The organism is Streptomyces sp. NPDC111802 (genome assembly GCF_055634335.1).
In genome coordinates this window covers 125,702-152,293 of the sequence record NZ_JBVKCZ010000021.1, presented here as the reverse complement: position 1 = coordinate 152,293, position 26,592 = coordinate 125,702, and the positions used below count along the sequence as shown (strand labels likewise).

At 69.4% G+C, this 26,592-nt stretch carries 21 protein-coding genes and 2 pseudogenes; 12 read left to right on the top strand and 11 right to left on the bottom strand.

Features of this window, described 5'->3' with window-relative positions; all coding sequences use genetic code 11:
- Positions 1-31 precede the first annotated feature (31 nt).
- A complete protein-coding gene (locus ACZ7NC_RS24025) occupies positions 32-1,156 on the top strand; it encodes an NAD(+)/NADH kinase (protein ID WP_471491081.1) in 1,125 nt (374 codons plus the stop codon).
- A gap of 50 nt (positions 1,157-1,206) precedes the next feature.
- Here the strand turns inward: ACZ7NC_RS24025 and ACZ7NC_RS24020 are convergent, their stop codons facing one another.
- Complete coding sequence (locus tag ACZ7NC_RS24020) at positions 1,207-2,277, bottom strand: glycoside hydrolase family 43 protein (RefSeq protein WP_471491079.1); 1,071 nt, start codon at positions 2,275-2,277, stop codon at positions 1,207-1,209.
- A 336-nt stretch (positions 2,278-2,613) separates the two neighbouring features.
- Between ACZ7NC_RS24020 and ACZ7NC_RS24015 the strand changes: the two genes are divergently transcribed.
- Complete coding sequence (locus tag ACZ7NC_RS24015) at positions 2,614-5,886, top strand: LamG-like jellyroll fold domain-containing protein (protein WP_471491078.1); 3,273 nt, start codon at positions 2,614-2,616, stop codon at positions 5,884-5,886.
- A 142-nt stretch (positions 5,887-6,028) separates the two neighbouring features.
- On the opposite strand, the gene ACZ7NC_RS24010 is transcribed toward ACZ7NC_RS24015, so the two are convergent.
- From ACZ7NC_RS24010 to ACZ7NC_RS23995, 4 genes are all read right to left on the bottom strand, one after another.
- Entirely contained in the window at positions 6,029-7,060 is a 1,032-nt protein-coding gene (locus ACZ7NC_RS24010; RefSeq protein ID WP_471491077.1) for a LacI family DNA-binding transcriptional regulator, read from the bottom strand.
- 160 nt (positions 7,061-7,220) lie between these two features.
- The gene (locus ACZ7NC_RS24005) at positions 7,221-7,388 is read right to left on the bottom strand and encodes a hypothetical protein (RefSeq protein ID WP_471491075.1); all 168 of its coding nucleotides are present in this window, start codon (positions 7,386-7,388) and stop codon (positions 7,221-7,223) included.
- A gap of 27 nt (positions 7,389-7,415) precedes the next feature.
- A complete protein-coding gene (locus ACZ7NC_RS24000) occupies positions 7,416-7,772 on the bottom strand; it encodes a PRC-barrel domain-containing protein (protein ID WP_471491074.1) in 357 nt (118 codons plus the stop codon).
- 231 nt (positions 7,773-8,003) lie between these two features.
- Positions 8,004-8,711, bottom strand: a complete 708-nt coding sequence (locus ACZ7NC_RS23995; protein ID WP_471491073.1) for a type III effector protein — start codon at positions 8,709-8,711, stop codon at positions 8,004-8,006.
- A 129-nt stretch (positions 8,712-8,840) separates the two neighbouring features.
- Between ACZ7NC_RS23995 and ACZ7NC_RS23990 the strand changes: the two genes are divergently transcribed.
- The 4 genes from ACZ7NC_RS23990 to ACZ7NC_RS23975 all read left to right on the top strand — a co-directional run bounded on the left by ACZ7NC_RS23990 (position 8,841) and on the right by ACZ7NC_RS23975 (position 10,882).
- On the top strand, positions 8,841-9,278 hold the full coding sequence (locus tag ACZ7NC_RS23990; protein WP_471491072.1) for an Hsp20/alpha crystallin family protein: 438 nt from the start codon (positions 8,841-8,843) through the stop codon (positions 9,276-9,278).
- A gap of 106 nt (positions 9,279-9,384) precedes the next feature.
- Positions 9,385-9,774, top strand: a complete 390-nt coding sequence (locus ACZ7NC_RS23985) for a DUF2267 domain-containing protein (RefSeq protein ID WP_471491070.1) — start codon at positions 9,385-9,387, stop codon at positions 9,772-9,774.
- 79 nt (positions 9,775-9,853) lie between these two features.
- Positions 9,854-10,288 carry a DUF2267 domain-containing protein gene (locus ACZ7NC_RS23980; protein ID WP_471491068.1) on the top strand — a complete coding sequence of 145 codons (435 nt, stop codon included), beginning with the start codon at positions 9,854-9,856 and terminating at the stop codon, positions 10,286-10,288.
- 105 nt (positions 10,289-10,393) lie between these two features.
- A complete protein-coding gene (locus ACZ7NC_RS23975; RefSeq protein ID WP_471491067.1) occupies positions 10,394-10,882 on the top strand; it encodes a hypothetical protein in 489 nt (162 codons plus the stop codon).
- Positions 10,883-10,885: 3 nt separating this feature from the next.
- Here the strand turns inward: ACZ7NC_RS23975 and ACZ7NC_RS23970 are convergent, their stop codons facing one another.
- Positions 10,886-14,011 (bottom strand): CHAT domain-containing protein, encoded by a 3,126-nt coding sequence (locus ACZ7NC_RS23970; RefSeq protein WP_471491065.1) that lies wholly within the window; start codon positions 14,009-14,011, stop codon positions 10,886-10,888.
- Between the two features lie 152 nt (positions 14,012-14,163).
- On the opposite strand from ACZ7NC_RS23970, the gene ACZ7NC_RS23965 reads away from it, so the two are divergent.
- The 3 genes from ACZ7NC_RS23965 to ACZ7NC_RS23955 all read left to right on the top strand — a co-directional run bounded on the left by ACZ7NC_RS23965 (position 14,164) and on the right by ACZ7NC_RS23955 (position 15,885).
- Positions 14,164-14,550, top strand: coding sequence for a hypothetical protein (locus ACZ7NC_RS23965; protein ID WP_471491064.1), 387 nt, complete (start codon positions 14,164-14,166; stop codon positions 14,548-14,550).
- Entirely contained in the window at positions 14,547-15,479 is a 933-nt protein-coding gene (locus ACZ7NC_RS23960; RefSeq protein WP_471491063.1) for a hypothetical protein, read from the top strand. The genes ACZ7NC_RS23965 and ACZ7NC_RS23960 overlap by 4 nt, the downstream gene beginning before the upstream one ends.
- Before the next feature lie 229 nt (positions 15,480-15,708).
- Entirely contained in the window at positions 15,709-15,885 is a 177-nt protein-coding gene (locus tag ACZ7NC_RS23955) for a hypothetical protein (protein ID WP_471491061.1), read from the top strand.
- Positions 15,886-15,952: 67 nt separating this feature from the next.
- Here the strand turns inward: ACZ7NC_RS23955 and ACZ7NC_RS23950 are convergent, their stop codons facing one another.
- The 4 genes from ACZ7NC_RS23950 to ACZ7NC_RS23935 form a co-directional block, all read right to left on the bottom strand.
- Positions 15,953-17,794 (bottom strand): glycoside hydrolase family 2 protein, encoded by a 1,842-nt coding sequence (locus tag ACZ7NC_RS23950; protein WP_471491060.1) that lies wholly within the window; start codon positions 17,792-17,794, stop codon positions 15,953-15,955.
- 66 nt (positions 17,795-17,860) lie between these two features.
- The gene (locus tag ACZ7NC_RS23945) at positions 17,861-18,760 is read right to left on the bottom strand and encodes a carbohydrate ABC transporter permease (RefSeq protein WP_471491058.1); all 900 of its coding nucleotides are present in this window, start codon (positions 18,758-18,760) and stop codon (positions 17,861-17,863) included.
- Positions 18,761-18,762: 2 nt separating this feature from the next.
- Positions 18,763-19,713 carry a carbohydrate ABC transporter permease gene (locus tag ACZ7NC_RS23940; RefSeq protein WP_471491057.1) on the bottom strand — a complete coding sequence of 317 codons (951 nt, stop codon included), beginning with the start codon at positions 19,711-19,713 and terminating at the stop codon, positions 18,763-18,765.
- Between the two features lie 21 nt (positions 19,714-19,734).
- A complete protein-coding gene (locus ACZ7NC_RS23935) occupies positions 19,735-21,108 on the bottom strand; it encodes an extracellular solute-binding protein (RefSeq protein WP_471491055.1) in 1,374 nt (457 codons plus the stop codon).
- 260 nt (positions 21,109-21,368) lie between these two features.
- Here ACZ7NC_RS23935 and ACZ7NC_RS23930 point away from each other — a divergent pair, with 260 nt between their 5' ends.
- The 3 genes and pseudogenes from ACZ7NC_RS23930 to ACZ7NC_RS23920 all read left to right on the top strand — a co-directional run bounded on the left by ACZ7NC_RS23930 (position 21,369) and on the right by ACZ7NC_RS23920 (position 24,789).
- Entirely contained in the window at positions 21,369-22,445 is a 1,077-nt protein-coding gene (locus tag ACZ7NC_RS23930; RefSeq protein WP_471491054.1) for a LacI family DNA-binding transcriptional regulator, read from the top strand.
- 171 nt (positions 22,446-22,616) lie between these two features.
- Positions 22,617-22,781: pseudogene (locus tag ACZ7NC_RS23925) on the top strand (serine protease); the annotation flags it as partial.
- A gap of 203 nt (positions 22,782-22,984) precedes the next feature.
- Positions 22,985-24,789, top strand: a pseudogene (locus tag ACZ7NC_RS23920) (LamG-like jellyroll fold domain-containing protein).
- 112 nt (positions 24,790-24,901) lie between these two features.
- Here the strand turns inward: ACZ7NC_RS23920 and ACZ7NC_RS23915 are convergent.
- Positions 24,902-26,461: an RICIN domain-containing protein gene (locus ACZ7NC_RS23915; RefSeq protein WP_471491120.1), complete on the bottom strand. Its 1,560-nt coding sequence runs from the start codon at positions 26,459-26,461 to the stop codon at positions 24,902-24,904.
- Positions 26,462-26,592: the final 131 nt, after the last annotated feature.

Sequence of the window (26,592 nt, the reverse complement as noted above, 5' to 3'; positions counted from 1 at the left end):
CAGCAGTCACGGCACGGGTTTCCCGCCGGCGATGTCCGCACGATCCCCACGACCTGGTGACCGAGACGCTCTGGAGGCGAATGTGGCAGTGAGCCGGTTGGGTCTGGTGGTGCACGGTGGGCGCGCGGAGGCCGTGGACGCGGCCGGTGTGGTCCGGGCCTGGTGCGAGGGGCACGCCGTACGGTGCACGGACATCGACGTGTGGCACGACGGCGGGCGGCACAACGCACGTGAGGAGGTCGAGGCCGCGGGCGATCCCGACCTCATCGTCACCCTGGGCGGAGACGGCACCTTTCTGCGCGGTGCCAGGCTGGCCGCCGAGAACGACGCCCTCGTCCTCGGGGTCGACCTGGGGCGGGTGGGATTCCTGACGGAGGCGTCGGCCACCGAAATGCCGTCCGCGCTGGACGCGGTGCAGGAGGGTCGCTTCCATGTCGACAGCCGCATGCTTCTCGCCTTGCGCGCCTCGCGCCGTCTGGAGGTGCCGCCGGGCATGGAGGCCCTCATGGAATACGGTCGTGGCCCCCTGCTCCCTCCCCCGCGGGTACGCTCCGACTGCCGGATCGACGACGAGTGGGGCGTCCCGCTGGAGGTGACCGCGCTCAACGACGTGGTGTTGGAGAAGCTGGCCAGGGACCGTCAGGTCTCGGTCGGGGTCTACGTCTCCGGCAGACTCCTGGCCTCCTACTCGGCGGACGCGCTGCTGGTCGCCACGCCGACGGGCTCGACCGCCTACAGCTTCGCCGCCGGTGGGCCCGTCGTCTCGCCGCGTGCGGAAGCTCTCGTCTTCACACCGGTCGCCCCGCACATGGCGTTCGACCGGTCCGTCGTCACCGCCCCCGACGAGCCTGTCGGGCTGCGCATCCTGGAACGATCGGGGCAGGCCGCCGTGAGCATCGACGGCCAGCTGCGCGGCGTCCTGGGGCCGGGAGACTGGATCGGCGTGTACGCTGCACCGCGCCGGCTGAGGGCCGTACGGCTGGGGCCGATGGATTTCTACGGCCGGCTGCGTGAGCGGATGAATCTGACCGACGCGCCGGCCGCGGTCGCCGACGGATCGCCCGCACCGCTGTGGTCGGTGACCACAGCTCCGCCCGAAGACCTCGCTCATCTGGCCCTGTTGACGACCCCGGAGGGGCCGTCACCGCTTCGGTGAGCGTTCTGCCGCTCTACTCGGGTCTCTACTCGGGTCCAATACTCGGGTCCCTACTCGAAGAACTTGAGACTCCAACCGGTGTTCGTATTCGAACCCGGGACGTTGGCGCGGCTGTACGTGGTGCCGCCCCACCAGCAGAACGTGCCGGTGTACCAGTACCGGTTCTCCCACGCGTACGGCGTTCCCTTCGGCACCGCGTGGAACATCAGGGGGAACCTCGGCCCGGCGGGCGGACTCGTGGCGATGTCGCCGTCGAGGAGGACGAAGCTGTGGTGGCCGGGGCCGTTGACATACAGGGTCGGGTCCCAACCCGGCATCATCGTGGCGCGGTTGGAGCCGAACAGGCAGCCGTTGGACTTGTACCAGTCCCACACGTACGTCGGGTCGCCTCCGGCGCGCAGTCGCAGGTCGGCCAGGCAGTACTGCTCGCTCCAGCTGCCGTTGGCGGAGTACACGATGTGCAGTTGCCCGTTGGGGTCCTTGATGGCCTCAGGAGCCTCGTTGATGAACGGGTTGCCGACCACCCGCTCCCAGCTCTCCCGAGGCTGCGAGATGACGTGGCGCGCACCGGTCGGCGTGGTCGGGCTGCTCATGCGGGCGATGTAGAGGTTCTGCTCGACGTTGGTGTCGCCGGCCCAGCCGGACCACGCGAACCAGCGCTGCCCGTTGAAGGTGAACAGGGTTCCGTCGATGGCCCACTTGTCGTCCGGGAGGGCGAGCTCGGTCTCGGCCGTGTATCCGCTGTCCGGACTGCCGGAGTTGATGACGTACATACGGTGATCCGGTCCGCGGCCCGCCGAGAAGTAGATGTAGTAGCGGCCACCGTCCCGCACGATCTCGGGGGCCCAGACCTCGCCGAGGTTGCGGGTGTCGGACCAGACCTGCCGGGCGGGAGCCGTGGCCAGAGCGTCCGTTGACGGAGCTTGACGCACGACAATGCCGCCACCGGCCGACTGCGCCGAGACATAGGTGCCACCGACCCGGAGCACGCTCGGGTCCGCGGCCCGCAGACTCGTCTGTCCCGCCTGGGCCGGATCAGCGGAGGTCAGGGACAGCACGGCGGCGAGGATGCCGGACAGCACCAGGGCCGCGGCGCCGGGGACGCGGCGAGAAGGCTTCATGGTCACCTCGACGTGACGCTTTACATCGATGGAATAGCGCTTCACAGCATTGTTCTCGGTCCCGGACATGTCAATGGCGTCGTACCCAGTGCTCCAAGTCGCCGATGAGAGATGCTCGATGAGGTCCACCGACGGAGTGGCGCGTGAGGTCTGGACAGCTGTCGAGGGGCGTGCTGTCATTCCGCTGTCGCAGGATTTCCATCGTTGAAAGAGCCGCCCGACCGCGCCCGTACCGGTGTTCCGGTGTTCGGTGTTCCGGTGTTCCGCCGTACCCGCGGGGCCTGGGTTTCCAGATGACCGGTCCCGGTCCGCGGCCTCCGTGCGAGGAAAGGTTCGATGACAAGACAACAAATCCGCCCACCGCTCAGAGTGTGGGCGCTGCTGGCTGCGGCCGCTCTCGTCGTGCCGCCGAGCGGTCTGGCCGCCACCGCGTCGGCAGCGGAGCCGACCGGCAGCGCCTCACTCCTCTCCACCGAGGCTGCTGACATCGAGGTGCACGGCCTGAAGGGCGAGTACTTCAGCATGTCGGCCCCGGGCGCCCGGGACTTCGCCGACCTCGGTGGCACGTTGCTCGACCCGCAGATCAACTTCTCCGGCCTGACGAGCACCTTCCAGGAGCTGACCGGCAAGTCGGAGCACACGACCGCCCGTTGGACGGGCCGGATCGAGGCTCCGGCCACCGGCGACTACACCTTCTACGCCATCGGTGACAACGGCTTCCGGCTCTACATCGACGGCCGGCCGGTCATCGACCACTGGGAGCCGGACTGGGACAAGGAACAGACCAGCGCCGCGATCCGGCTGACCGCCGGCGAGAAGCACGACTTCCGCCTGGAGATGTTCCAGGACTTCGGCGGTTCCAACATGTTCCTGCGCTGGGCCGGCCCGGACCTGCCCAAGCAGCTGGTGCCGATGTCGGCGTTCACTCCGCCCGAGGGTTTCGAGGTCTACCCGGTGGAGCTGTCCGTGGCCGCGGACGGACGGCGGCTGCGGGCCCGGTTCGAGGGCAGGGTCGGTGACCTCCAGGCGGTCAAGGACCACTTGAAGGTCGAGGCCGACACCACGGCCATGCCCCTGAAGTCGGTCACCGTCGCTCCCGGGGACCGCAACTCCCTGCTCGTGACGCTCGCCGAACCCATTCAGAAGAACCAGCAGGTGAGGGTTGCCTACGACGGCGAGGGCGGCCTGACGTCCGGCGGCGAGACCGTACCGAAGGTCATCCGCTACGCCGACAACGCCTCCGCCCACCGGCTCACCACCAAGTGGGGCGACAGGGTCGACAAGAGGAACCCGCTGCCGGAGTACCCGCGTCCGCAGCAGGTGCGCTCCAAGTGGGCGAACCTCAACGGCTCCTGGCAGTTCAGTGGTGCCGAGGCGGGCGAGCAACCGGCGTTCGGCAAGAACCTCGACGAGAGGATCGTCGTGCCGTACCCGGTGGAGTCGCAGCTCTCCGGGCTGGAGCGGCACGAGGACCACATGTTCTACCGCAAGCTGGTGAACGTCCCCGAGGACTGGAAGGTCGGCAAGGACGGCAAGGGCAACCGGCTGAAGCTCAACTTCGGCGCCGTGGACTACCAGGCACGTGTCTTCGTCAACGGCACGAAGGTCGCCGAACACACCGGCGGTTACGACGCGTTCAGCGCCGACATCACCGACGCCCTGAAGGGCTCCGGGCCGCAGGAGGTCGTGGTCGCGGTCACCGACACCGGGGGCGCCGACCAGCCGATGGGCAAGCAGTCCACCAATCCGGGCGGCATCTTCTACACCCAGTCGTCGGGCATCTGGCAGACCGTCTGGATGGAGCCGGTCGCCAACGCCGCGATCGATAACGTTGTCACGACGCCGGACATCGACACGAGCAGCTTGGCGGTGACGGTGGAGTCGGACAATGCCTCCGCCGGGGCCCGCGTCGAGGCCGTCGCCCGCGACAAGCGCGGCAATGTCGTCGGCAAGGTCAGCGGGCCGGCCAACCAGCAGTTGCGGCTGCCGGTGGCGAACCAGCACCTGTGGAGCCCGGACGACCCCTACCTCTACGACCTCGCCGTCAAGCTCACCGACGGCAGGTCGGCCGACAGGGTCGGCAGCTACTTCGGTATGCGCGAGATGGGCATCGAGAAGGTTGGCGGCTTCCGGAAGTTGGTGCTCAACGGCAAGCCGGTCTTCTCCCTCGCCACCCTCGATCAGGGCTTCTGGCCGGACGGCCTGTACACCGCGCCGAGCGACGAGGCCCTCGCGTTCGACCTGAAGGCGCACAAGGAACTCGGCTTCAACGCCGTACGCAAGCACATCAAGGTGGAGCCCGCGCGCTGGTTCTACCATGCGGACCGGCTCGGCCTGCTGGTCTGGCAGGACTTCGTCTCCGGCAACATCACCAACGAGACCGGGCGGCGCGCCTTCGTCGACCAGGGCCGGGAGATGATGCGGGAGCACCACAACGCGCCCTCCGTGATCGGCTGGACCGTCTTCAACGAGGGCTGGGGCGAGTGGGACCGCACGGAGACCGGCAAGATCGCCGAGGCCGTGAAGGCGGCCGACCCGTCCCGTGTCGTCAACGCCCACAGCGGTGTCAACTGCTGCAATTCCAAGGGTGATTCAGGCAAGGGCGACATCCTCGACCACCACGACTACAACAACGAGGACCCGCCGTTCCCCGACCACCGGGCGGCGATGGACGGCGAGCACGGCGGCTTCACCCTGCGCACCCCCGGGCACATGTGGCCGGGCGCCCCGACGGTGATCTACAGCGGTGTCACCGACAAGGAGGCGCTGACCCGCAAGTACGTCGAGAACACCGAGCAGTTCTATCTCGACCAGGCCGGAGCCGAGCTGTCCGGCTCGGTCTACACCCAGATCTCCGACCTGGAGAACGAGCTCAACGGCCTGTACACATACGACCGTCGGGAGATCAAGGTCGACCCGGTCAGGGTCCGTGAGGTCAACCGCAAGATCATCGCCGCCGGTGCCGCCGCGGGCGAGCGGCAGCCGCTGAAGGGCGGCGGGCACTGGGCCCTCGATGAGGGTAGTGGGACCACGGCGAAGGACGACGGTCCGAACGCCAAGGCCCTGACGCTCAGGGAGGGCACCGCCTGGACTCCCGGTGTCAGCGGCAGCGCGCTGAAGTTCGACGGTCAGGGCCAGTACGCCGAGAGCGACGGGCCGGTGCTCGACACCACTGGAAGCTACTCGGTGTCGGCGTGGGTCCGGCTGGACGAGCTCCCCGGCAACTACGCCACCGCGGTCAGCCAGGACACCCGGCGCCAGGCCAGCCCGTTCTATCTCCAGTACGGGCAGGGCGCGTTCGCCTTCAGCACTCCTGGGGAGAACCGCGCCCGCCTGGTGGCCACACCGGAGAAGGGCCGCTGGTACCACCTGGTCGGCGTCCGCGACGGCGCGAACAACACGATCAAGCTGTACGTCGACGGAAAGCCGGCGGCGACCGCCACCGGCGGAGCGGCCTATCCCAGCACCGGTTCCCTGGCCGTCGGCCGCGCCCAATGGGGCGGCGATGACACCGACTTCTGGAACGGCGCGGTCGACGAGGTCCATGCCTATGACAAGGCGCTCTCCGCAGAGGAGGTGAGCGCGCTCTACACGGACGAGAAGCCATAGCGGCAGCGTCAGCGGCGGCGCGGCGCGCGGGGCCCCGGCGGGACGGTACTCCTCCGCCGGGGCCCACGCGGTTCGCCATCCCCTGGTCACGGTGCAGGTACTCCTACTGACGCGATTCGCGGCGTACTCGCCTACGGCCGAGTCAGCATCGGGCGCCGTTCTTCGCCGCGCCGCGCCCGAGTGTGCTCTCCCGCTCGACCAGGCGATAGTCCGCCCATACACGGCTGGGTTCGGGAGCCTCACCGCCCAGCCGGGCGAGCACCGACTCGACGGCGAGCCGGCCGATGGCTTCCTTGTCCGGTGACACGGAGGTGAGCGTCACCGCGCCGAAGCGTCCTTCGACCACGTCGTCGAAACCGACGACCGCGATGTCCTCGGGGACGCGCAGTCCGTGCTCGCGCAGGACGCGCATCGCGCCGATGGCCACGGGGTCGTTGTAGGCGAAGATCGCGTCGGGGCGCCGCCCGGCCTCGAGGATGCGGGTCATGGCCGCCGCACCGTCCGCGTGCCGCCAGCCGTCGGTGGCGGCCACGAGTCCGTCGTCGGCCGGGAGTCCGGCGGCGGTGAGCTCCTCGCGCCAACCGCGCACACGCAGTTGGGCGGGCTCGCTGCGACCGCGCCGGTCTCCGATGAACGCCACCTCCCGGCGTCCGAGGCCGATCAGATGCCGGACGGCGGTGCGGGCCGCGGCGACGTTGTCGATGGCGATGTGGTCGTACGGCAGGTCGTAGTCACGTTCCCCGAGCAGCACCAGCGGCACGTTCTCCGCCCGGTCGCGCAGGTCTTCGGTCTCCAGCTCGATGGGGCTGAGGATGAGCCCGTCGATGACCCGTGCCCGGAAGCCCTGACTGACCAGGATCTCCTGTTCATGGCGTCCGCCGGTGTGGTCCAGCAGCACGATGTAGTCGTGGGCGGCGGCAGCGTCGATGACGGCGGCGGCCAGTTCGGCGAAGTAGGGGTTGCCGAGTTCGGGCAGGGCGAGCGCGATGATGCCCGTGCGTCCTTTGCGCAGGTGCCGGGCGGCCAGGTTGGGCCGGTAGCCGAGCGCGTCGATGGACCGCTGGACGCGTTCGCGCATGGCGGGGGTGACGTGCTGGTAGTCGTTGACCACGTTGGAGACGGTCTTGATGGAGACCCCCGCATGTGCGGCGACGTCCTTAAGGCTGACCCGCACGGCATCCCCTTCAACGCGGGCATTTACAACGTTATACATTCGTCATCGTCACGCTGACAAGGCGTTGCGCGAGCGTGCGCGAGCGTCGGAGACGCGAGCAGGCGCGGCGTCGGCGACAGACCGCGTAGAAGGTGCGTCTTCCACCGTGAGGCAGACGGGCCTAGCGAACCTGGCGCCTGCCGCTTCGCCGGATCTTCATTCCCACGTAGAGGATGTCGGCGATTGCCACGAACACCCCGATGACCAGCAGGTAGAGCAAACCTTCGGCGAGCACTCCGGTGAATCCGAGTATCACCGCCAGAAGAAGCAGGAACAAGAACAGAGCCATGGCCGCCTCCTGGATCGTCGTTGTTCGTCAGCGGCGCGCCAGCCGCCGCTCGCCTTCCGCACCGGGCTTGTAGGCCAGGTCGTAGTGAGCAAAGACCGCTACTTCGTCCCCGGCCGGCAGGACTCCATCGGTGTCGATGGACGGCGCACCCTTGACCTGGTGTTTTGCGTAGGCGACCTTCAGGTATCCAGGGCCGACCGTCGCTCCGGCGAGAGGAACGAATACCAGGCGGTGCCGAGTCGGCATGCCGATCGTGACGGTCGCGAAAGACGGTGCGTCGGTAGCGGTGTCCACATAGATCGACTCCAGTTTGCCGATCTTGCGTGCGCTGTCGTCGACCACATCGTGACCGCGCCACTCTCGGATGTCACCGGCCTCGAACATCGTGATCCTCCCACTCCTCGTCCCTTTCGGCCGCGTACCCCCTTTTTGGGCTCCTGTGCACGGCGCCTTCCGCGGCGAGCACCGCTGCCGGCAGGTCCGGGCCGAGTGGCAGGCCGTGTAGGTCGCCAATGCATACCCATGCCATCGCCTCCCTCTGGACCATGGGCAGGAGCCCATCGAGCAGGTCAACGCCCGGGATCGCACGCCAACTTCACCCTGTCCTCCCGAGAGTCAGGGGTTGCGGCGCCGAGCCTGGCTGTCCTGGCGTAGCTGCTCGGTGCGGCCGGTGATGGTGTCGAGGCGGGCGGCGAGATCCGGGTGGGCGGTTTTGAGGTGAGGTCGGGCCTCGGTCAGAGGAGTGATGAGACGGGCGGCGTCGTCGGCGGCGAGGGCCTTGTCAATGCGGCGGATGTAGGGGTGGGCCACGTCGGGAAGGTCCGTGAGCGCTGTGATCTGGGCGGCGAGTCGCCGCAGGTCGGCGGCGTTGTCGCGGGCCCAGGTGGTGACGGAACGGTCCGCTGCGCGGCGGTCACGGGTGGCCTTCACACGCTGCTCGCCCGTGGTGCCGGCCGCTCCGGGCCGCAGCCGCAGATAGCGGCGCTCCGCGGCCTGACGGCTGGCGACGCCGAGAGGACCGGCGAGCTCGGCCCAGCTGGCTCCGGCTTCCCGGGCTGACTCGATCAGGTCCGTCTCCCATCCCGCGAGCCGCTCCCGTACCTCGCGCAGCAGCAGGAGCGAGGCGAGGACCTGTTCGGGACCGGGGTCCGCGCCGGGCGGCTCATCGTCCGGCGCGGTGTGGGCGGCGTGCAGCGCCTCGTCGATGGCGCTCAGGGCCGCGGCCGCCGCGAGGAACGAGGCGGCACCGGGCCTTGTGCTGTCGGTCGGGCCGCCTTGAGCGGCGGTCCGGTCGGACTGGTCGAACTGGTCGGCTGCTGCCATGAGACCTCCTCTCGTTCGTGTCATCCTTTCGACGACATCCCGGTTGTCATCGCTTCGATGACATGTTACAAGAGAGTCAGGTGAAAGCGCATTGGCAGTTACTGCCCATAGCACTGGAGGTGTTTCCCGATGTTGATGCGCACCGACCCGTTCCGGGAACTCGACCGTCTCACCCAGCAGCTCCTCGGCACGTCCGGGACCTGGTCGCGGCCGGCGCCGATGCCGATGGACGCCTACCGAGAGGGCGACGAGTACGTGATCGCGCTGGATCTGCCGGGTGTCTCGGCGGACGCGATCGATATCGACGTCGAGCGGAACATGCTGACCGTCAAGGCGGAGCGCCGCCCGGTCGCAAAGGGCGACACCGTGCAGATGGAGCTGTCGGAGCGTCCGCTGGGCGTCTTCTCCCGCCAGGTCATGCTGGCCGACACGCTGGACGTCGACAACATCAAGGCCGACTACGACGCAGGTGTCCTGACCCTGCGGATTCCGATCGCCGAGCGCGCCAAGCCGCGCAAGATCTCGATCAGCGCCGGGAGCACCGGGCACAAGGAGATCAGCGGCTGACCGGCGCCCGCTGATTCCGGACCGTGCGCGGAGGGCCGCAATCCCCCTCCCCTCCGGCCGCCCTCCGCGCACCCGACCGTCCGAAAGGGGGAGCACGGTGGTGCACATGAGATGGGACGCGTTCCTGGACGCGGTCTCAGCGCGCGGCGAGTACCCCTCAGAACGGGAGGCGGACAGGGCGGCCCGCGTCGTCCTCGCCCTGCTCGGCGCTCACGTCGTGGGCGAGGAGCGTGCCGAACTCGCCGCCCGGCTGCCCGAGACCTACGCCATCATCCTGCTCAACCCGCTCCAGGCCGCCGAGCCGCTGACACCCGAGCGGTTCGTCCGGGCCACCGCCGCCTGGATCGAAGGAGCCACCGAAGAGACCGCGAAATGGGACGTCGGTGCCGTCCTCAGCGTGGTCGCCGAGGCCGCGGGCGAGGACCTCCTACGCCGCATCCTGTTCCAGCTCCCCCCGGGATACGACCTGCTGTTCGGGGCGCCTCAGCAGGCATGAGGCCCAGGCACCGGGCGCCCCTCACCTCACCAAAGCACACCATCCACACCATCCACACCGGAAAGGCAACCAGCCCCCGATGTTCCGCGAGTCCGAACCGGCCCGCCCCAGGCCGGCGATGTCGTACAACCAGATGCTGGAGAAGGTGCGGTACGAAGGTGCGTACCCCACCCGCGAACGGGCCGAGGAAGCCGTCCGCCAGGTGCTCGCCGCACTGGGTCGGCAACTCACCGGCGACGAACGCGTCGAGCTCGCCGCCAGGTTGCCCCTCGAAGCAGCCCGGATCTTCACGGCTCAGATTCCCGCCACCGAACAACTCACCGGCTGGGGCTTTGTGAAGGACCTCGCCACCCGAACCGGCGGCACCCCGGCCACCGCCCGCTGGGACGTCGGCGCCGTCCTCGCCTCCGTCGCCCAACTCGCGGGCCCAGCCCTCCTCACCCGCGTCATCACCCAACTCCCGCCGGGCTACGCCCTCCTCTTCGGCCAGGCCGAACTGACCCGAGCAGCCTGAAACGACGAGGGTTCCACGGCGCCGGACCTCGCATGCCCCCCCCCCGAGGCCCGGCGCCCAACGCTGTACGCCCACCGCCTTCGGGCGGCGTGCGACGAGTACCACATGGCGTCGACCTGGCAGGCGCCAACACCGGCGGCGGCAAGTGGAAACGTCCCCGTTCAGTACCACCAGTTCGACATCAGCGACGAGGACGCGCCGACCGGCCCCGACTTGGCCCGCGAGCACAACGGACTCGTGCGGGTCACCGAGGGCGTCACCATCGTCATGACCGGCATCCACACGGGCGACGTCGACGTCACGGTCACCCTCCACGAAACCGAGCCCCAGCCCGACGACGGCAACTGGCCGGAGATCATGGAGATCTCCGCGCACTCCGCCTCGGGCGAGCTCATGGTCCACGGCATGATGGACGACCTGGACGAAGAACTCCCCGTCCTGTCGTTCAACGGTCCCGGCGACTACCGCCTACGCGTTCACGCCCGCGGCAGGGACACGGCCGTTGACCTGGCCCCCGACGAGGTCACCGAGTGGTACCTCATCCAGGCCTGGCCGGCACCCCCCACAGAAGCGACCGTTCTCCGTGTCGTATGACGCTCATATCCCGACGTGGATGTACGCGGCCCAGAACGTGGGAGCTCTGGGGTATTCATCTCGCACACGGCGTATGACCTGGTGGAGGGCCTGGGCGGTCCACTCGGGGCGGACGGCTGCGTTGCCGCTGTCCATGAGGTCGACGTAGAGGCCGTGGGCGACGCGCGCGGAGATGGCATCGCTGATCGGCCACATGGTGCCGACGACGTGCTGGAATCCTGCGAGTTGGAAGGCAGAGGTGATGTGCACGGCCTCGTCGGCGAGAGCCTGGTTGCTCGCGGTCGTGCTGCACGCCGACAGGACGGCGAGGCGGGCGCGGGGAAGGCGCAGTTCCGACAGGGCCGCCACCGTGAGCGGCTCGGTGGTGTGGTCGTGCAGGAGCAGCCTGCTGGCCGCCGGTGTGTCCCAGTCACTGAGCCCGTGGCATGCGAGGTGGACGATCTCATGCCGGGGCAGTGCCGCCAGTACGGCCGGCCGGGTGGCCTGCGGGCCGACCAGGAGCTGCGAGTCGGGCAACAGCCCTGCGAGGCTCTCTGCTTCGGTCCGGGCACCTGGCAACGCGGGCGCCTCTGGTGTCTCTGGCATGGCGACGATCAGCGCTGTACCAGGGGCGCCACGCTCCCCTTCCGCGCCGGCAGCGGTGCGTCTCCTGAGGCCCAGTCCGTAGCGCAGGGCACGGACCGTGGGCGTGTAGGAGGAGACCACGCGGTCAAGCACCGCCCGCCGCGTGCCGTCATGGTGACCGGCCGCGTGCAGGGGGAGGAACGTCATCATGCCGACGGGGCACCACCACACGCGGGGCCAGGCCGCGCCCGCCTCGGGGGGACAGGGCAATCCGAGAGCCTCCAGTACCGGCGCGGCGGCCTCGTCCCACAGCCAGCCCAAGATGTCCAGTACCGCCCGCTGCCCGCGCAGAAGCTCACGGGGCGAGGAGCTTGTGGTGGCTCGGACTGCCAGGAGAAGGAGGTTGGCCTGTTCCCTCACGGCGTCGTCGGTCAGCCCGGGCAGCTCGACCACACGTACGGGCGTCCCGGGATCAGCGGTGAGGATCAGCGCGTCGGCACGGAAGCTGGTGACGTTCACCATGACGACCGGACCGTCGGGCAGCGCCCGTTGGATCTCCTCGACGGGCAGTGGCAGGAGGAACCCGTGAAAGCCGGACAGTCGGCGGATCCGTGCCAGCAGCTCGTCCCACTCACGGGCCAGTCTCTGCCGCCGGTCCGCCGCGTTCCAGGCGTCGCCGTCGCTGCTCGCGCCGTCGGCATCGAGGGAGTACGCCACCGCGCTCACGGCCGATGAGACGCCATCGGTTCCGATCCGGTCCGCCGCGTCCAGGGCCTCACGCAGCCGGACGAACTCGGCAGCCAGATCCGGTGCCGCGGCGGCGAGTTCGCTCAGGTCGCCGTGAGCGTCCATCGCCTCGGCCAACAGCAGTGTCCTGGTCTGGTCGAGCAGTTCGACGGCCCGTTCGGGGCGCCCTGCCTGGACGGCTGCCGCAGCGGCCTCGCTCGCGAGTCCGGCGGTACGCCCTATTCCGTGCTCCCTGTCGGCACGCGCCAGCTCGCGCGGAACGAGCCGGGGCAGCAGGGCGACCGCTGCCTCGTACGCGGCCAACGCCGCCGGCGCATCGCCCGCCGTCATGGCGACCTGGCCCTCCCCGGCCCTGGCGATGATCTGTGCCGCCACGGACGACTCCGGCGACTCGGCGGCCTCGCGGTACGCCTCCCCTGCCCGCCGCAGCGCGTCACTGTCCCCGCTCAGCTCGAACTTCTCCTGCAGTGCGATGCCGTGATTGCACAGGTAGAAGGCGCGGTTGGCGTGGCCGGGCGGGCAGGCGTCGATCGCTTCCCGGCCAATGCGTATCGCCTCATCGAGAGCGTCTCTGTCGCCGGTGCCGGACAGCCAGATCCGGAGCAGGCCTGCGGCGAGATTGGACAGGCTGCTGGCACGCTCCGAGCTGCCGTATACGGCAGCGTCGACCGCCTGCCTGCCGACCCGCACGGCTTCCGTGAGGAGGTCCTCGTCGCCCGCGCGCGCCGCGAGAGCGTGGAGGGCGGCTCCGAAGTTGGACATGAACGACGACCGGCCCGGGGTGCCGAGCGGTTCCGCCTCGACCGACTGGCGACCGAACTCCACGGCTTCGGTGAGCGCACCCGTGTCCCCGGTCACTTCGTAGAGGGACCGCAGGGCCGTCCCCAGACCGCCCAGGTGCAGGCTGTACCCCTCGTGCTCCGGCGGTGTCGCCTCGACCGCCTGCCGACCGAGCCGGACGGCCTCCCTGAGCAGGTCGCCGCTGCCGGTCAGCACCCCAAGATGCTGCACCGCCATCCCGAGGCCGAACAGATAGTGGGGGCGCATGAGATCACGCGGCGAACTCGCCGCGACCGCCTCGCGGCCCATGTCAATTGCTTCCCGGAGCGTGTCGGCGTCCCCGGTCAGATCGAACTCGATCTCCAGGGTGTGGGCGAGATCGGCCAGTCGGGCGGCCCGCTTCGGGTGGTGGTCAAAGATCACCTCCACCGCCTCCCTGCCGGTTTCGACCGCCTCCCGCACGAGGTCGATGCCGCCGGTGAAGGACCACAGGGCCCTGAGGGAGACGTTGAGCAGGGACAGCCGGCTGCTTCTGGCCGGGTGACCCGGCGGTACGACGGCCACCGCGCGGCGGAACGAGTCCACGGCGCCCCTCAGCAGGTCCGGGTCGCCGGTGCGCTCGAACTCCTCGTAGAATTCCACCCCTTGCGCCACGGACCGATCTTCCGCGAATTCGAACACGCGCTGCTCGTCGGCCGGCCGGGCCGACTCCTCGTCGAAGTAGGCGCGCAACCCGGGCGGTACGTCGTCCGGGTACTCCAGGTAGACCTCGTAGAGGAGCGTCAACGCGGCGGCCATGTCGTCCTGCCCCAGCGCATCCGGAAGGTGGTAGTGGCGCGCCCAGCACAGCATGCCCGCGATCTGGAGCGCCTCGAAATCCCGAGACGGCAGACCCACCGTGTTGAGCAGTTGCAGCACCTCGGACTCCGCCGCGTCGGCCAGTACGGGCGCTGGGTCGTCGTGGAGTACCAGCTGTTCCAGACGTGCGGTGATCGCCGCGATGAGATGTTTGCGCCGTGCTCGCCGCAGCAGACCCATATGCACTTCCCCCCAGGCGATGCCGCCGACACAAAGCCTAGTATTCCCGGGCTTGTCCCAACCTCGCCTGGCTACAATCGATTTCGCCTTTTCCAGGACCAGGACGACCTGCCACACACGCGGGGGCCCCGCGGAGGACGAGAGGTGCGCCGATGGCCGGAACCGACGAGCGGGTCGAGCACCTTTGCCTCATGCTGGACGATGGCGAACTCCATGCCTACGCCGAGCAGGCCGGCGCGCACGAGATCCTGCGACGCCTACTGTCGGCAGTTCGGAACAGTGCCTCCGAAGACGATGTGGAGGCCGACCTCGACGCGCTGGACGAAGCGATGGCCAGATTCGGGCTGGGCGCGGTGACCCAACCGGCGCGCGTGTACGAGCCGGTCGCCGGAACCCTGGAAAGCCGGCGGGTCGTCCAGGCCTGGGCATGCCCGGCCCGTCGGCCGTGCAGTCGCGTCGAGTCCGTCGCCCGACACGCGCAAGCTCCTGTCTGCGCGATTTCCGGGCAGGCGCTCGCGCTCGTCCGGGTGCCGGTGTGAGCGGATTCCTGGACGAGCTGGGCAAGCGGTTCGCCGAACGCTGGCTGACCCTGCTCGTCCTGCCCGGGCTGGTCTACCTGGCCTGCGCGGCCATCGCCGTCACACTCGGCCAGTCGCACACCTGGGAGGTCTCGCGGCTCCACGACATCCTCGACCGGCTCGCGGACCGGCCGGCATCATCCAGCCCCGGCGTGATCGTCCTCGTTGCCGCAGGCGTGCTGGCAGTGACCGTCGCGGTCGGCCTTGCCGCCGCCGGGCTGGGATCGACCATCGGACGGCTCTGGGGCGCCGACCTGCGCGGCCGCCCCGCCCAACTGCTGACGAAGCGCCGCCAGGATCGCTGGACCACGGCCAACGACCTGGTGCAGTCCGAGATCGCCAGGTCCGTTCGCACCCGTGGCAACCCCTCCCCCGCGGCGGCGCGCGACCTGTCCGATGCCCTCGCCAAACGCGAGGCGATCAGCCTGATGCCACCCGAACGACCCACATGGATCGGTGACCGACTGCTGGCTCCCGGCCGACGTGTCCACAGGGTCTACGATCTGGATCTCGCCAGTGCCTGGCCCCGCCTGTGGCTGCTCATCCCCGAGACTGCCCGCGCCGAACTCGCGGCCGCCGGCGACGCCTACGCGGCCACGGCGCGCCTGGCCGCCTGGGCCGTTCTGTACCTCCTCCTCACCATCTGGTGGTGGCCGGCATGCGTGATCGGCGCCGCCGTCGCGCTGCTCGCCCGGGCACGCGCCCGCGCCGCCGCAGCTGTCCTTGCCGACCTGATCGAGGCCACCGTCGATCTCTACGCCCGGGATCTGGCAGCCCAGCTGGGACTCCTGGCGGGCGATGCCCTGTCGCGCGAGACAGGGCTGGCCATCACGATCGCACTCCGGAAGGACCTGGAATCCCTGCCGGCATCCCTCCCCCATCAGCCGTAGCGCGCCCTGTACTTCGCGCACCGTGTGCTCGCGCTGCCGCGTGCTCCTCTCGAAACCGACACGGAACGCCTGGAGAAACCCGTAATTCCCCTGTACGGCGCACGCATCGCCCACCGCGTACTCGCGGCGCGAGGCAGTGCGTGAGGGGGGCCGCCGGGGGCATACGCATGAAGCTGCATACGCATGAAACTGCACCATCGGTCGATTCCCCCCATCAAGGAGGCACACCATGCTGGGCATCATCGCGGCGGTCCTGTTCTTCATCGCCTTTCTCATCAACGCGGCGGAGATATCCACCAACGACGCCTTCACGTCGACCAACGTCATGCTGATCGGACTCACCTGTCTCGCCCTGCATGTCGCGGGAATCGGCAGCGGCTGGGCGGCGCGGGGCCGCAGGCGCTGAGCGACCCGCCTGTCGTCGGCCGAAGGCAGCAGCAGGGAACTGTGGTTCTCACTGTTCTGTTCTGCGATCAGGCGTGGTCGTCGTCCTGGTCGTCGTCCTGGTTCTCGATGGCGGCCGGGCGCAGCTGTGCGGTCCGGATGCGGTCGACGTCCAGCTTGAGACCGCGGTCGAAGCGGTAGATGCCGTTCTGTTCCTGGAAGACGTCGGTCAGTTGGGTGTAGCAGTAGCCGAACATGTCACGGTCGCTCAGCAGTACCTCGGTCAGGCCGCTGAAGCGGGCGTGGAACTCCTCCTCGTCGCACACCCGTTCGCCGTAGCCCCAGGAGACGGTGCGGTCGTCGCCGGACTGCGCGGCGACCGCCTCGGGGTCCCACCAGATTCCGCCGAACTCGCTGACGAAGTACGGCTGGCCGCCGTAGGGAAGGGAGTAAGGTGCGCCGCTCTCATGGGAGTTGACGAAGGGGTCGTCTTTGGCGAGTCCCGACATCAGCTGCCGGAAGGCCTGCGGGTCCTGCTCGTAGTGGTGTGCGTCGTAGATGTCGGTCTCGGCCACCCGGTGGGCGTAGCCGGAGGCGTCGAGCACCGGGCGGGTGGTGTCCATCGCCTTCGTGGCCAGGAACATCGCGCGGGTGACGTCGTCGAGCTGGGTGATGCGGTCGTGGAGCTTCTGGTACGTCTCGTTGAGCGGGCACCAGCCGACGATCGAGGGGTGGGAGTAGTCGCGTTCGAGGGCCTCCAGCCACTGGGCGACGTACGAGGCGTCGGGCTGCTGGTTGTCGCCCGAGGAGCCGCCGACCTCGCAGCCCCAGTCGCCGAACTCGCCCCAGACCAGGTAGCCGAGGCGGTCGGCGTGGTGGAGGAAGCGTTCCTCGAACACCTTCTGGTGCAGCCGGGCCCCATTGAACCCGGCCGCCATGGCCAGCTCGATGTCCCGCACCAGGGCCTCGTCGGTCGGGGCTGTCATGAGGCCGTCGGGGTACCAGCCCTGGTCAAGGACGAGGCGCTGGAAGACCGGGGTGCCGTTGAGCAGGACGGCCTTGCCGCGCAGGCCGACGGCGCGTAGGCCCGCGTAGCTCTCGGCGCTGTCGACCGCCTCGCCCGTGGCGTCGAGGAGTTCGAGGCGCAGGTCGTACAGGTGCGGGTCCTGCGGGCTCCACTCGCGGCGCCGGTCGTCGGGCACGGGCAGGTGCAGACGCGGGGCGAGGTCCAGGTCGGCGCGGGCCTCGGCGCGGCTCACCTCGCCGTCGGCGTCGCTGAGGACGGCGCGTACCCGGTGGCCGGGGCGGTTGCCGGACAGGGGGAGTTCAAGGTGGAAGGCGGAGCCGGCGAGGTCGGGGGTGATGCGGGGGCGCCGCAGGTGCGGGTCGGGCACGGGCTCCAGCCAGACGGTCTGCCAGATGCCGGTGACGCGGGTGTAGTTGCAGTCGTGGTTGGCGTACCGGATCGCCTGCTTGCCGCGGGCCTGCGGTCCGGACTTGGGGTCGCGGGCCCGGACGGTGATCACGATCTCCTCGCCGCTGCCCGCGATGTCGCCGAGGTCGGCGGTGAAGGGGGTGAAGCCGCCGCGGTGCCGGGCGACCTCGCGGCCGTCGGCCCATACGGTGGTGTCGTAGTCGACGGCGCCGAAGTGCAGCAGTACGCGGCGTCCGGCCCATTCGGCGGGCAGGGTGAGGGCGCGTCGGTACCAGACGGCCTCCAGGAAGTCGGTGTCGCCGATCCCGGAGAGCTCGGACTCGGGCGGGAAGGGTACGAGGATCTCGTCGCGCAACTCGCGGCCGAGCAGGCCGCGTTCGAGCCCGCTGTCCCCTCGATCGGTCTCGAACTGCCAGGCGCCGTTCAGGTTGAGCCAGTCGCGCCGCACGAACTGCGGTCGCGGATACTCCGGGCGCGGTACGGAGTGAGTGGGCACGCATGCTCCAGTCGATCGGAGGCCGGCAGGATGCCGCCGGCCTGTGAGTACGGCGAGGGGGCGAGGTCAGGAACCGCCGAGTCCGGTGGTGGCGACGGAGTCGACGATGCGGCGCTGGAAGAAGAGGAACACCACGATCAGTGGCAGCGCCGCCAGCAGCGCGGACGCCATGGACTGGGCGTACTGGATGCCGAAGGCGTCCTTGACGGTGGCCAGGCCGACGGGGAGGGTCATCAGGTCCGGGTCGTTGGTGACGATGAACGGCCACATGAAGTTGTTCCACGCCCCGATGAAGACGAAGATCGCCACGGCGGCGACGATCGGCCGCGACAGTGGCAGCACGATCGACAGGAAGACCCGGAACTCGGAGGCCCCGTCCATCCGGGCGGCGTCCTCCAGCTCCCGGGGGATGCCGTCGAAGAAGCGCTTGAGGATGAAGACCATCATGGGCGCGACGACCTGCGGCAGGATGACGGCCGCGTAGGTGTCCACCAGGTTGAAGAGCAGCATCTGCTCGAACAGCGGCACGACGAGCAGCTGCGGCGGCACCAGGATGGCGGCGACGGTGACGGCGAGCAGGGTCCGGCGGCCGCGGAAGGTGCCGCGCGAGAAGCCGTACGCGGCGAGCGTGGAGACGACGACCGTGATCAGCGTGACCAGCCCGGCGATCAGGAAGCTGTTGAAGGCCCAGACGGTGACGTTCCCGCGTTCCAGGATCTGCCGGTAGGCCTCCGTCGTGAAGGCGCCCTTGAACGGGGACAGGCCGGGCGAGGCCACGTCCAGCTCGCTCTGCACCGAGGTGGCCACCGCCCAGCCGAACGGCAGCAGCCAGACAGCGGCCAGGACGGCCAACGCCGTTCCCGCCAGGACACGCGGCAAGCGGCCGTGCCCGAGGAGCAGGGAGGATTCGGCAGCGGCCGAGGGGGGACGGCGCCGCGGGCGAAGGGATGGTGCGGTAGCGGACACGGTCAGTCCTCCTGGCGGAAGAGACGCAGCTGCACGAGCGAGACGACGATGACGAGGGCGAAGAAGAGGTAGGAGACGGCGGAGGCGTAGCCGAGCCGGTAGCCGGTGAACCCGACGTCGTAGACGTATTCCAGAACCGGTCGGGTCGAGCCGTTGGGGCCGCCCTTGGTGAGGATGTAGATCTGGTCGAACACCTTGAGCGAGGCGAGGACCTGGAGCATCGCGACCAGCGTGGTGGTTCTGCGCAGTTGCGGCAGGGTGATGGACCACAGGCGGCGCCAGGCTCCGGCGCCGTCCAGCGCGGCGGCCTCGTAGTAGGTCGAGGGCAGGGACTGGAGCGCGGCGAGGTAGAGCAGGAAGTTGAAGCCGACCGTCCACCAGACGGTGAGGGCGGCGATCGACCACATCGCGACGGATTCGTCGGAGAGCCAGCCGACGGGCTCGATGCCGAGGGTGTCGAGGAACTGGTTCGCCAGGCCGATCTCCGGCTGGTAGAGCCAGGCCCAGATGAGTGTCACCACGGTCACGGGCAGCAGGTAGGGGGCGAAGAAGGCCAGGCGCCACACCCACTGCCCGGCGAGGCCGCTGTGCACCAGCAGGGCCATGGCCAGCGCGATCAGCACCAGCGGCACGCTGGAGATGGCGGTGAAGACGACCGTGTTGCCGAGGCTGCTCCAGACGTCCGGATCGCCGAAGGCCTCGGCGTAGTTGTCGAAGCCGACGAAGGCCGTGTCGCGCAACGCGAGCGAGCTGTCGGTGAAGCTCAGCCACAGCCCATGCATGATGGGCCACACCAGGAACAGGACGAAGACGAGCAGGAACGGCACGACGAAGACGAGGCCGGGGCCGTGCGTGGTACGGCTGCCCTGCGCGCCGATACGGCGGCGGCCGCCGAGGCGTTCGGAGGCCGGGCCGGTCACGGCGTCGGTGCCGGGGGGCACGGTGGTGGTCACGTGGGTCACTCCTTCTGCTCGTCAGGCAACCGGGTTGGGCTGCCGGAGCAGCGCGTCCGCCTCGCGGACCATCTGACGCACCGCTTTCTCGGCGGAGGTGTTGCCCAGCAGCGCCGACTGGAGCGGCTGGCACATCCGGTTCTGGAAGTTGGAACCGGCCCCGGCGAACCAGTTCGGCGGGTCGAGCACCGCCACCTCCGCGGCGTCGGCGTAGGAGGACTGCGGGTCGAGGGCGGCGTACTCCGGTTCCGCGAGCACGGGCTGATAGGCGGGGATATGCCCGGCGCTCGCCCAGGTGAGGCTCTGTTTGACCATCTCCGCGACATACCGGTGGGCCTGGCGGCGTCGGGCCGGGTCGGGGTTCTCCTGATGCGGCAGGACGAAGCTGTGGCTGTCCGTGTAGACGGCCGGCTTGTCGAAGACCTGCGGGAAGGGCGCGGCGCCGAGCGGGATGCCGGACTTCTTCAACGTCGGCAGTTCCCACTCCCCCAGCATGACCATGCCTCCGCGGCCGCCGATGAAGCCGGCCATCGCGCCGTTGTAGTCGAGGTTGTTGGGGTTGATGCGCCCGTCGAAGAGCTGCTGCATGAACGTGACGACGCGTACCGCTGCGTCGACGTCGATCCGCTCGGGCCCGCCGTCCGGCAGGGTGAAGGCGGCACCGGTCTGGGCGTAGAGGGCGGCGAACTGCCGCCAGCTCTGGGCCGTGTCGGTGACGTGCCCGAACAGGATGCCCTTCTGCCCGGTCGCCTCGGCGAGCGCCCGGCCGGCGTCGAGCAGGGCGTCCGGGGAGCCCAGCGGGGCCAGTTCGCCCGAGGAGTCGAGGAGACCCGCCTTGTCCGCGGCTTCCTTGTCGTAGAACACGATGAACGGGTGGACGTCGAGCGGGATGGCGTAGACCGTCTTGTCGTGCTGCGTTCGCGCCCAGACCGCCGGTGCGAAGTCCCTCTGGCTGACGCCGAATTCGGCGAGCAGGTCCAGGTCGAAGGGGTCGAGGAGACCGCCGGGGGCATAGCCGGCCAGCCGGGAGAGGTGCATGATCGCGACGTCGGAGGCCCGGCCGCCGGCGGCCGACATGGCCAGCTTGGTGTAGTACGACGGGCCCCAGTCGAGGATCGTCCGCTCCACCTCGAAGCCCTGCGGGCCTTCGGAGACGGCCTTGATCATGTCGTCCATCAGCATGCCGTCGCCGCCCTGGAACAGGTCCCAGACGCTCAGCGCGGAGGCGTCGGCGGCGGCCGGTGAGGCGCAGCCGGACAGTGGGCCTGCGGCGAGCAGCGCACCTGCGGCGGCTGTGCCGTAGCGCAGCAGCCGGCGGCGGGTGAGACCAGGTGGTGAGACGGGTGCGGCACCTGGTGCGGCACCCGGTGGTGAGACGGAGAAGTGGTTGAACATCGCGTACCTTCCGACGGCCGGACACGCATGCCGGACCGACGGTGGAACACCGTGGGAAGTGGTGTTCCACCGCGTGGGTCCGGCGGGGGCGCACCGGTCGGGCCGGTGCGATGGCTAGTTTTTACATCGATGTACATTGGCTGTAAAGAGCCAGGGAGCAAGGCGGGAAACCGGGAGCCGAGCGGGCCCGGACATCTCGCCGCCGACCAGCGACCTGCCGGGACATAAACTCAGCAGCGCTGAGGAGCAGGGAGGTTCCGGTGGCACGACCCAGGATCAAGGACGTCGCGCGGCTCGCAGGGGTGTCGGAGAAGACGGTGTCCAACGTCATCAACGACTACACCCACGTCTCCGACCGGACCAGGCGCGCCGTCCGCGATGCCATCGAGGAACTCGGCTACAAGGTGAACCTCTCCGGTCGCCATCTGCGCCAGGGCCGCACCGGCATCATCGCTCTCGTCGTTCCCGAACTGGACGTCCCGTACTTCGCCGAGCTCGCCCGGCACGTCATCCGCGAGGCCGAGCGGCGCTCCCTGACGGTGCTGATCCACCAGACCGGAGCGGATCGCGATCACGAGCTGGCGGCGCTGACCGGATTCGGCTCCAGCTTCGTCGACGGAGTCATCCTCAGCCCGCTCGCCCTCACCCCCGACGACCTGCGCGATCGCGCGGGCTCCCCGCCCACCGTGCTGATCGGCGAACTCCTGGAGGAAGGCGCCGACCACGTCGCCATCGACAACGAGAAGGCGGCGCGGGAAGCGACCGAGCACCTGCTCGGGCTAGGCCGTCGCTCCATCCTGGTCATCGGCGGACGCAGCGACACACGCCCGGGCACGGCCGAGGCCCGCACCCGCGGCTTCCGCGCCGCGCTGGCGGAAGCGGGCATCGCCTACGACCCGGCCGCCCTCCTGCCCGTCGCGTCCTTCCGGATGCCCGACGGCGCCGAAGCCGTGGCCCGCGCGCTGCGCGAGGGCACCCGCCCCGACGCTCTGCTGTGCCTCAACGACCAGTTGGCGCTGGGCGCGCTGCGCGCACTGCACGAGCACGGCATCCGGGTTCCCGAGGAGGTCGCGGTCATCGGCTTCGACGACGTCGAGGCCGGACGGTTCAGCGTCCCCACCCTGAGCACCGTGGCCCCCGACAAGGCCGCGGTGGCCCAGGTCGCCGTCGACCTCCTGCAACAACGGATGGACGAGGCCACGGGATCCACGAGTACTGCAGACGCCTCCTCGGCCGGGGTGCGGTCACCTCAGGATCTCGTCGTGGCGCATCGCCTTGTGCTGCGCGAGAGTACGGAGGGTTTCAGTGGGGTGCTGAGTCCGGGCTCCCGGCCGTAGGCATCCTGACCGCGGGGGGGCGCGGTTGGTCCGACGAGGCTGATACGGCGTATCTGCCTGAAGACTCAGCGAGTCGGTTCAGTCCTCTGCTCCGCCCTGCGTGTCGGGCGTGCTGACGGTGTGGCCGGTCGGCTGCGCACGCTGCTGCACCAGCGCCGCCATGGACACGCCATCGGCCCCGGCAGCAGCTTCCCTGGCGACGACTTCGGGGTCGTCCGTTACTCCAACCCGGCCGTGCCGCACCCCGGCACCATCGGAACAGTCGACGTGACCGGGACCGCGTCCGCCGACGTCGGCCAGCGGGTCCGCACCCGGGGCGCGACGACCGGAGTCCGAGGTGCTGAGCGCTTACGGCCTGTCCGTCTACTGACGGCACGCGACACACCCTCTGCAAAGACGTCAGCGACCCGAGTGCCCCGGCTGCCTCACGAGCGGTCATTCGCCCTTTGTGGGTCCGCCGTTCGGGCTGTTGCCATCACCTGGCCACGGCAGGTCAGCACTGTGCCCTCCTACGCCAACTTCCGTGATCTGGAGGGCAGATGAGCACAGCAGAGAACCCGCACCGGCACCGGCTGGACAGACGCGCACTTTTGCAGGCCGCGGTGGTGATACCCGCGGCCGGCGCGGTGGTCACAACGGCCGGTGCGGACCCGGCGCAGGCCGACTCGATGACCGTAAGCGGCAGCGGTCGGTCCCGGTTCGACGCCGCGAGTCCACGGTTCGCGCTGGCCGTGCTTCCCGACACTCAGTATCTCTTCGATGCCGACAGCTCCGATCCGGCGCCTCTGCGTGCCACGTTCCGCTACCTCGTCGCCGAGCGGGAGGAGGCGAACATCGCCTTCATGACGCACCTCGGTGATGTCACGGAGCACGGCACCGAGGAGGAGATCGCGCTCGCCGCCGACACCTTCGGGGGCATCCACGGCAAGGTGCCGTACAGCGTCCTGGCGGGGAACCACGACATCCGCTCGTCCACGGACGACCAGCGCGGCGACTCCGCCTATCTCGCGGCGTTCGGCCCCGAGCGCTACGCGTCGATGCCGACCTTCCGCGGTGCCTCGCCCGACGGCTACAACAGCTACCACGTGCTGCGCGCGGCGGACCGCGAGTGGCTGGTGCTCGCCCTCGACTGGCGGGTGTCGGACAAGGGGCTGCGGTGGGCGCAGGGCGTGCTCGACGCACATCCCACTCTGCCCGCAGTGCTCACCACGCATGACCTCGCCTGGTCGGACGACGAGGGCGCGGCACAACTGTCGGACAACGGGAAGCGGCTGTGGGACGGTCTCATCCGCGGCAACGATCAGATCTTCCTCGCGCTGGGCGGCCACTACTGGCCTCCGGGGCGCACCGTTCTGACCAACGACGCTGACAACGATGTCCACGTCCACATCACCAACTACCAGGACCGCTACTACGGCGGCGCCGGGATGATCCGCCTCTACGGCTTCGACCTGGTACGCGAGGTCATCGACGTCGAGACGTTCTCACCGTGGTTCCTCGCCCGTGACCCCGAGCAGCGTTCACCGCTGGAGGCCGAGACGATCGAACTGACCGGCCCCACCGACCGGTTCAGCCTCAGCATCGACTTCGACGAGCGCTTCAAGGGTTTCGCGCCGGTCCCCGCGCCGAAGCCGCGCCCGGCGTCCGCCGTCATGCCCCGCGGCACGGTCGCCTACTGGCGCTTCGACGCCTCCGGGACGACCGCCGCCGGCACCCCGGGTGCCCCCGTGGCCGACGGAGCGCTTGTCCGCGACCTCACGGGCAACGGCAACGACCTGACGGTGAGCCGACTGCACTCGAGTGGACCAGACGCCCTCACCTGGTCCGCCGACCACCACCCGGGCCAGCCGGCACACGCCAGCCTCCGCTTCGACGGTGGAAAGAGCCCGGACCGCGGCGCCATCCTCACGACCGCCGCGGGCGCCCCGGTCAACAGGGCGAAGTTCACCCGGGCGGCGACGCCGGCAAGACCACGGGCTGGTCCCCGTTGGAGCCCACCTGCAGCCTCAATCTGTCTCCGGAGAGATTCCTCCAGTTCGTCGTCTACCCCTATGCGCAGGACGCCGACCCGACGTCCTGGAGCCACGCCGTGCCGGTCGGCCGCTGGATGCACATCGCGCTCGTCAGCGACGGCCGACGCACCGTGATGTACATCGACGGCTCGAAGATCGCCCGCAATCCGGCACAGCCGTCGACCGGAATCACCACGCTCGGCAAACCCTTCGTCATCGGCGCCACCCAGTTCGACGAGAAGTTCGGGCAGGGCTTCTACGGATGGATCGGCGACACCCGCATCATGAACCGGGCGCTGTCCACGCGCGACTTCCTGACGCCCTTCGAGTGAGTGGCATGCGCCCGCATACGTGACGGCATGGGCCGTGAGCGTCGGCCACCCGGCACCTGAGGCACCGACCGCCGACGACGCCCACGGCTCCGCCGCCTTATGGCATGTGCCGTCACCAGCCTGTCGGCAGACCGGCGATGAACGAGGTGAACCGGTCGGCGATGAGTCGGTCATCGTGGGCCGAGTAGTGCCAGTCGCAGCCGAGGAAGTCCAGGCCCGAGTCGTCGAGCAACCAGTAGCGGACCCCGCTGTCACCGGCGTCGTTGCGTGCCTTGACCACCTGCTGGACGTGGCCGGCGTACTGGCCGGCGCCGACTGCCACGATGGTGGTCGTGGCGCCGTAGCGCGTACGCAGCTTCTGGAGGAAGCCCCCGTAGGCGCTGCGGTAGGCGGCCGCGAGGCTGTCGGGCGTCCACGGCTCACCGGGGTTGACGGCGGTCGAGAAGTCGTTGGTGCCGAGGTTGACCACCACGACCTGGGGGCGCCAGGTGCCCGGGTTCTGCCAGACGTCACAGGACACGTTCAGCAGGGCACGGTCGTAGTAGGTCCGGTACGTGACGTCCGGCTGGCCTCCGTTGTAGTTGCGCACCATGCCGAGGCCCGAGTAGCCGTTGATCTGGTAGTCGGCGTTCAGTTGGCGGGCAGTGAGGGCGCCGTAGCTCACATCGGAGTTGGTGCTCCGCTTGACCTGGTCCCAGGTGCAGGTGCGGGAGTTCGAGAGGTTGCCATAGCCCACCGTGAGGGAGTCGCCGATGAACTCGATCTGGCGGTTGCGGGCCGCCGGTTTGCTCAGTACGGCACCGCCGGGCGCGGCAACGAAGCCTCCGAACGTGCTGGTGTCCCCCGGGCTGTCGTTGCGCTTGACGAGCCGGACGGTGTGCGTGCGGTCCTGTAGGCCGTTGATCCAGTGCGTCGTGTTGCCGGGGGTGACGAGCGTGGCGACGGTGGCTCCGTCGACCTGGACGTCGTAGTCGGCGGCCGAGTCGTTGAGCACTATGCCCACGCCGGTGCCCCTGACGGTGCCCTCGAAGTACACGCCGGGCCAGCTGTATTGCACCGTGTTTCCGGCGTCCTTGACCCGCCCGGCGGTGTGCACCCGCGCCAGCACTCCCGTCGCGCGGACCAGTTGCCACTGCTGGTTGGGCCCACCCCAGTCGGTGTACTGCACGACCTTGGCGCCGTCCGCGGTCGAGGCGTTCTGCACCTCGACGGCCTTGCCGCTGTTGCGGTTGATCAACCGGACATAGCCGTCCGACGAGTCCGCCAACCGGAACTGCTGGTTGGTGCCGCCCGCGTCGCTCCACTGCACGATGTCCGCGTGGTCGGCGGTGGAGTAATTGAGGACGTCCAGCACCTTGCCCGAGTGCTGCGCCTTCAACCGGTAGTAGCCGCCGCCCGAGTCGACGAACTGGAACCGCTGGTTGGCGCCGGCGTGTCGGGTCCACTGCGACAGAGCCGCCCCGTCAGCGGTACTCGCACCCGACACGTCGAGCGCCTTGCCGCTGCCACGATTTACCAGCACATACGACGCGTTCGTATCCACGGTGGCTGCCCGCGCCGTCCCGACGGCGCCCAACCCGGTCAGGAGCGCCGCCGTCAGGGCGGTCACCGCGGTGAGCACCCCAGCGCGCCTCCCGCGTCTCCACCATGACACCCCGCGTGCCCTGCGCATGCCCCTCATCCGTGTCTCCTTCACTGAGTGCGACCGCGGCTGGGCGCATGACATCAACCGAAGGCGGCGCTGAATGGGCCAGCCACCATGCACTCTTGGATAGCCAGTCGTCGAAGCGCATCGACAGTCGC

Excerpts from the sequence above, each read along its gene's own strand:
- ACZ7NC_RS24025 (WP_471491081.1), top strand. The coding sequence starts at position 32 with ATGTCCGCACGATCCCCACGACCTGGTGACCGAGACGCTCTGGAGGCG.
- ACZ7NC_RS24020 (WP_471491079.1), bottom strand. The coding sequence starts at position 2,277 with ATGAAGCCTTCTCGCCGCGTCCCCGGCGCCGCGGCCCTGGTGCTGTCC.
- ACZ7NC_RS24015 (WP_471491078.1), top strand. The coding sequence starts at position 2,614 with ATGACAAGACAACAAATCCGCCCACCGCTCAGAGTGTGGGCGCTGCTG.
- ACZ7NC_RS24005 (WP_471491075.1), bottom strand. The coding sequence starts at position 7,388 with ATGGCTCTGTTCTTGTTCCTGCTTCTTCTGGCGGTGATACTCGGATTC.
- ACZ7NC_RS24000 (WP_471491074.1), bottom strand. The coding sequence starts at position 7,772 with ATGTTCGAGGCCGGTGACATCCGAGAGTGGCGCGGTCACGATGTGGTC.
- ACZ7NC_RS23995 (WP_471491073.1), bottom strand. The coding sequence starts at position 8,711 with ATGGCAGCAGCCGACCAGTTCGACCAGTCCGACCGGACCGCCGCTCAA.
- ACZ7NC_RS23990 (WP_471491072.1), top strand. The coding sequence starts at position 8,841 with ATGTTGATGCGCACCGACCCGTTCCGGGAACTCGACCGTCTCACCCAG.
- ACZ7NC_RS23985 (WP_471491070.1), top strand. The coding sequence starts at position 9,385 with ATGAGATGGGACGCGTTCCTGGACGCGGTCTCAGCGCGCGGCGAGTAC.
- ACZ7NC_RS23980 (WP_471491068.1), top strand. The coding sequence starts at position 9,854 with ATGTTCCGCGAGTCCGAACCGGCCCGCCCCAGGCCGGCGATGTCGTAC.
- ACZ7NC_RS23975 (WP_471491067.1), top strand. The coding sequence starts at position 10,394 with ATGGCGTCGACCTGGCAGGCGCCAACACCGGCGGCGGCAAGTGGAAAC.
- ACZ7NC_RS23970 (WP_471491065.1), bottom strand. The coding sequence starts at position 14,011 with ATGGGTCTGCTGCGGCGAGCACGGCGCAAACATCTCATCGCGGCGATC.
- ACZ7NC_RS23965 (WP_471491064.1), top strand. The coding sequence starts at position 14,164 with ATGGCCGGAACCGACGAGCGGGTCGAGCACCTTTGCCTCATGCTGGAC.
- ACZ7NC_RS23955 (WP_471491061.1), top strand. The coding sequence starts at position 15,709 with ATGCTGGGCATCATCGCGGCGGTCCTGTTCTTCATCGCCTTTCTCATC.
- ACZ7NC_RS23935 (WP_471491055.1), bottom strand. The coding sequence starts at position 21,108 with ATGTTCAACCACTTCTCCGTCTCACCACCGGGTGCCGCACCAGGTGCC.
- ACZ7NC_RS23915 (WP_471491120.1), bottom strand. The coding sequence starts at position 26,461 with ATGCGCAGGGCACGCGGGGTGTCATGGTGGAGACGCGGGAGGCGCGCT.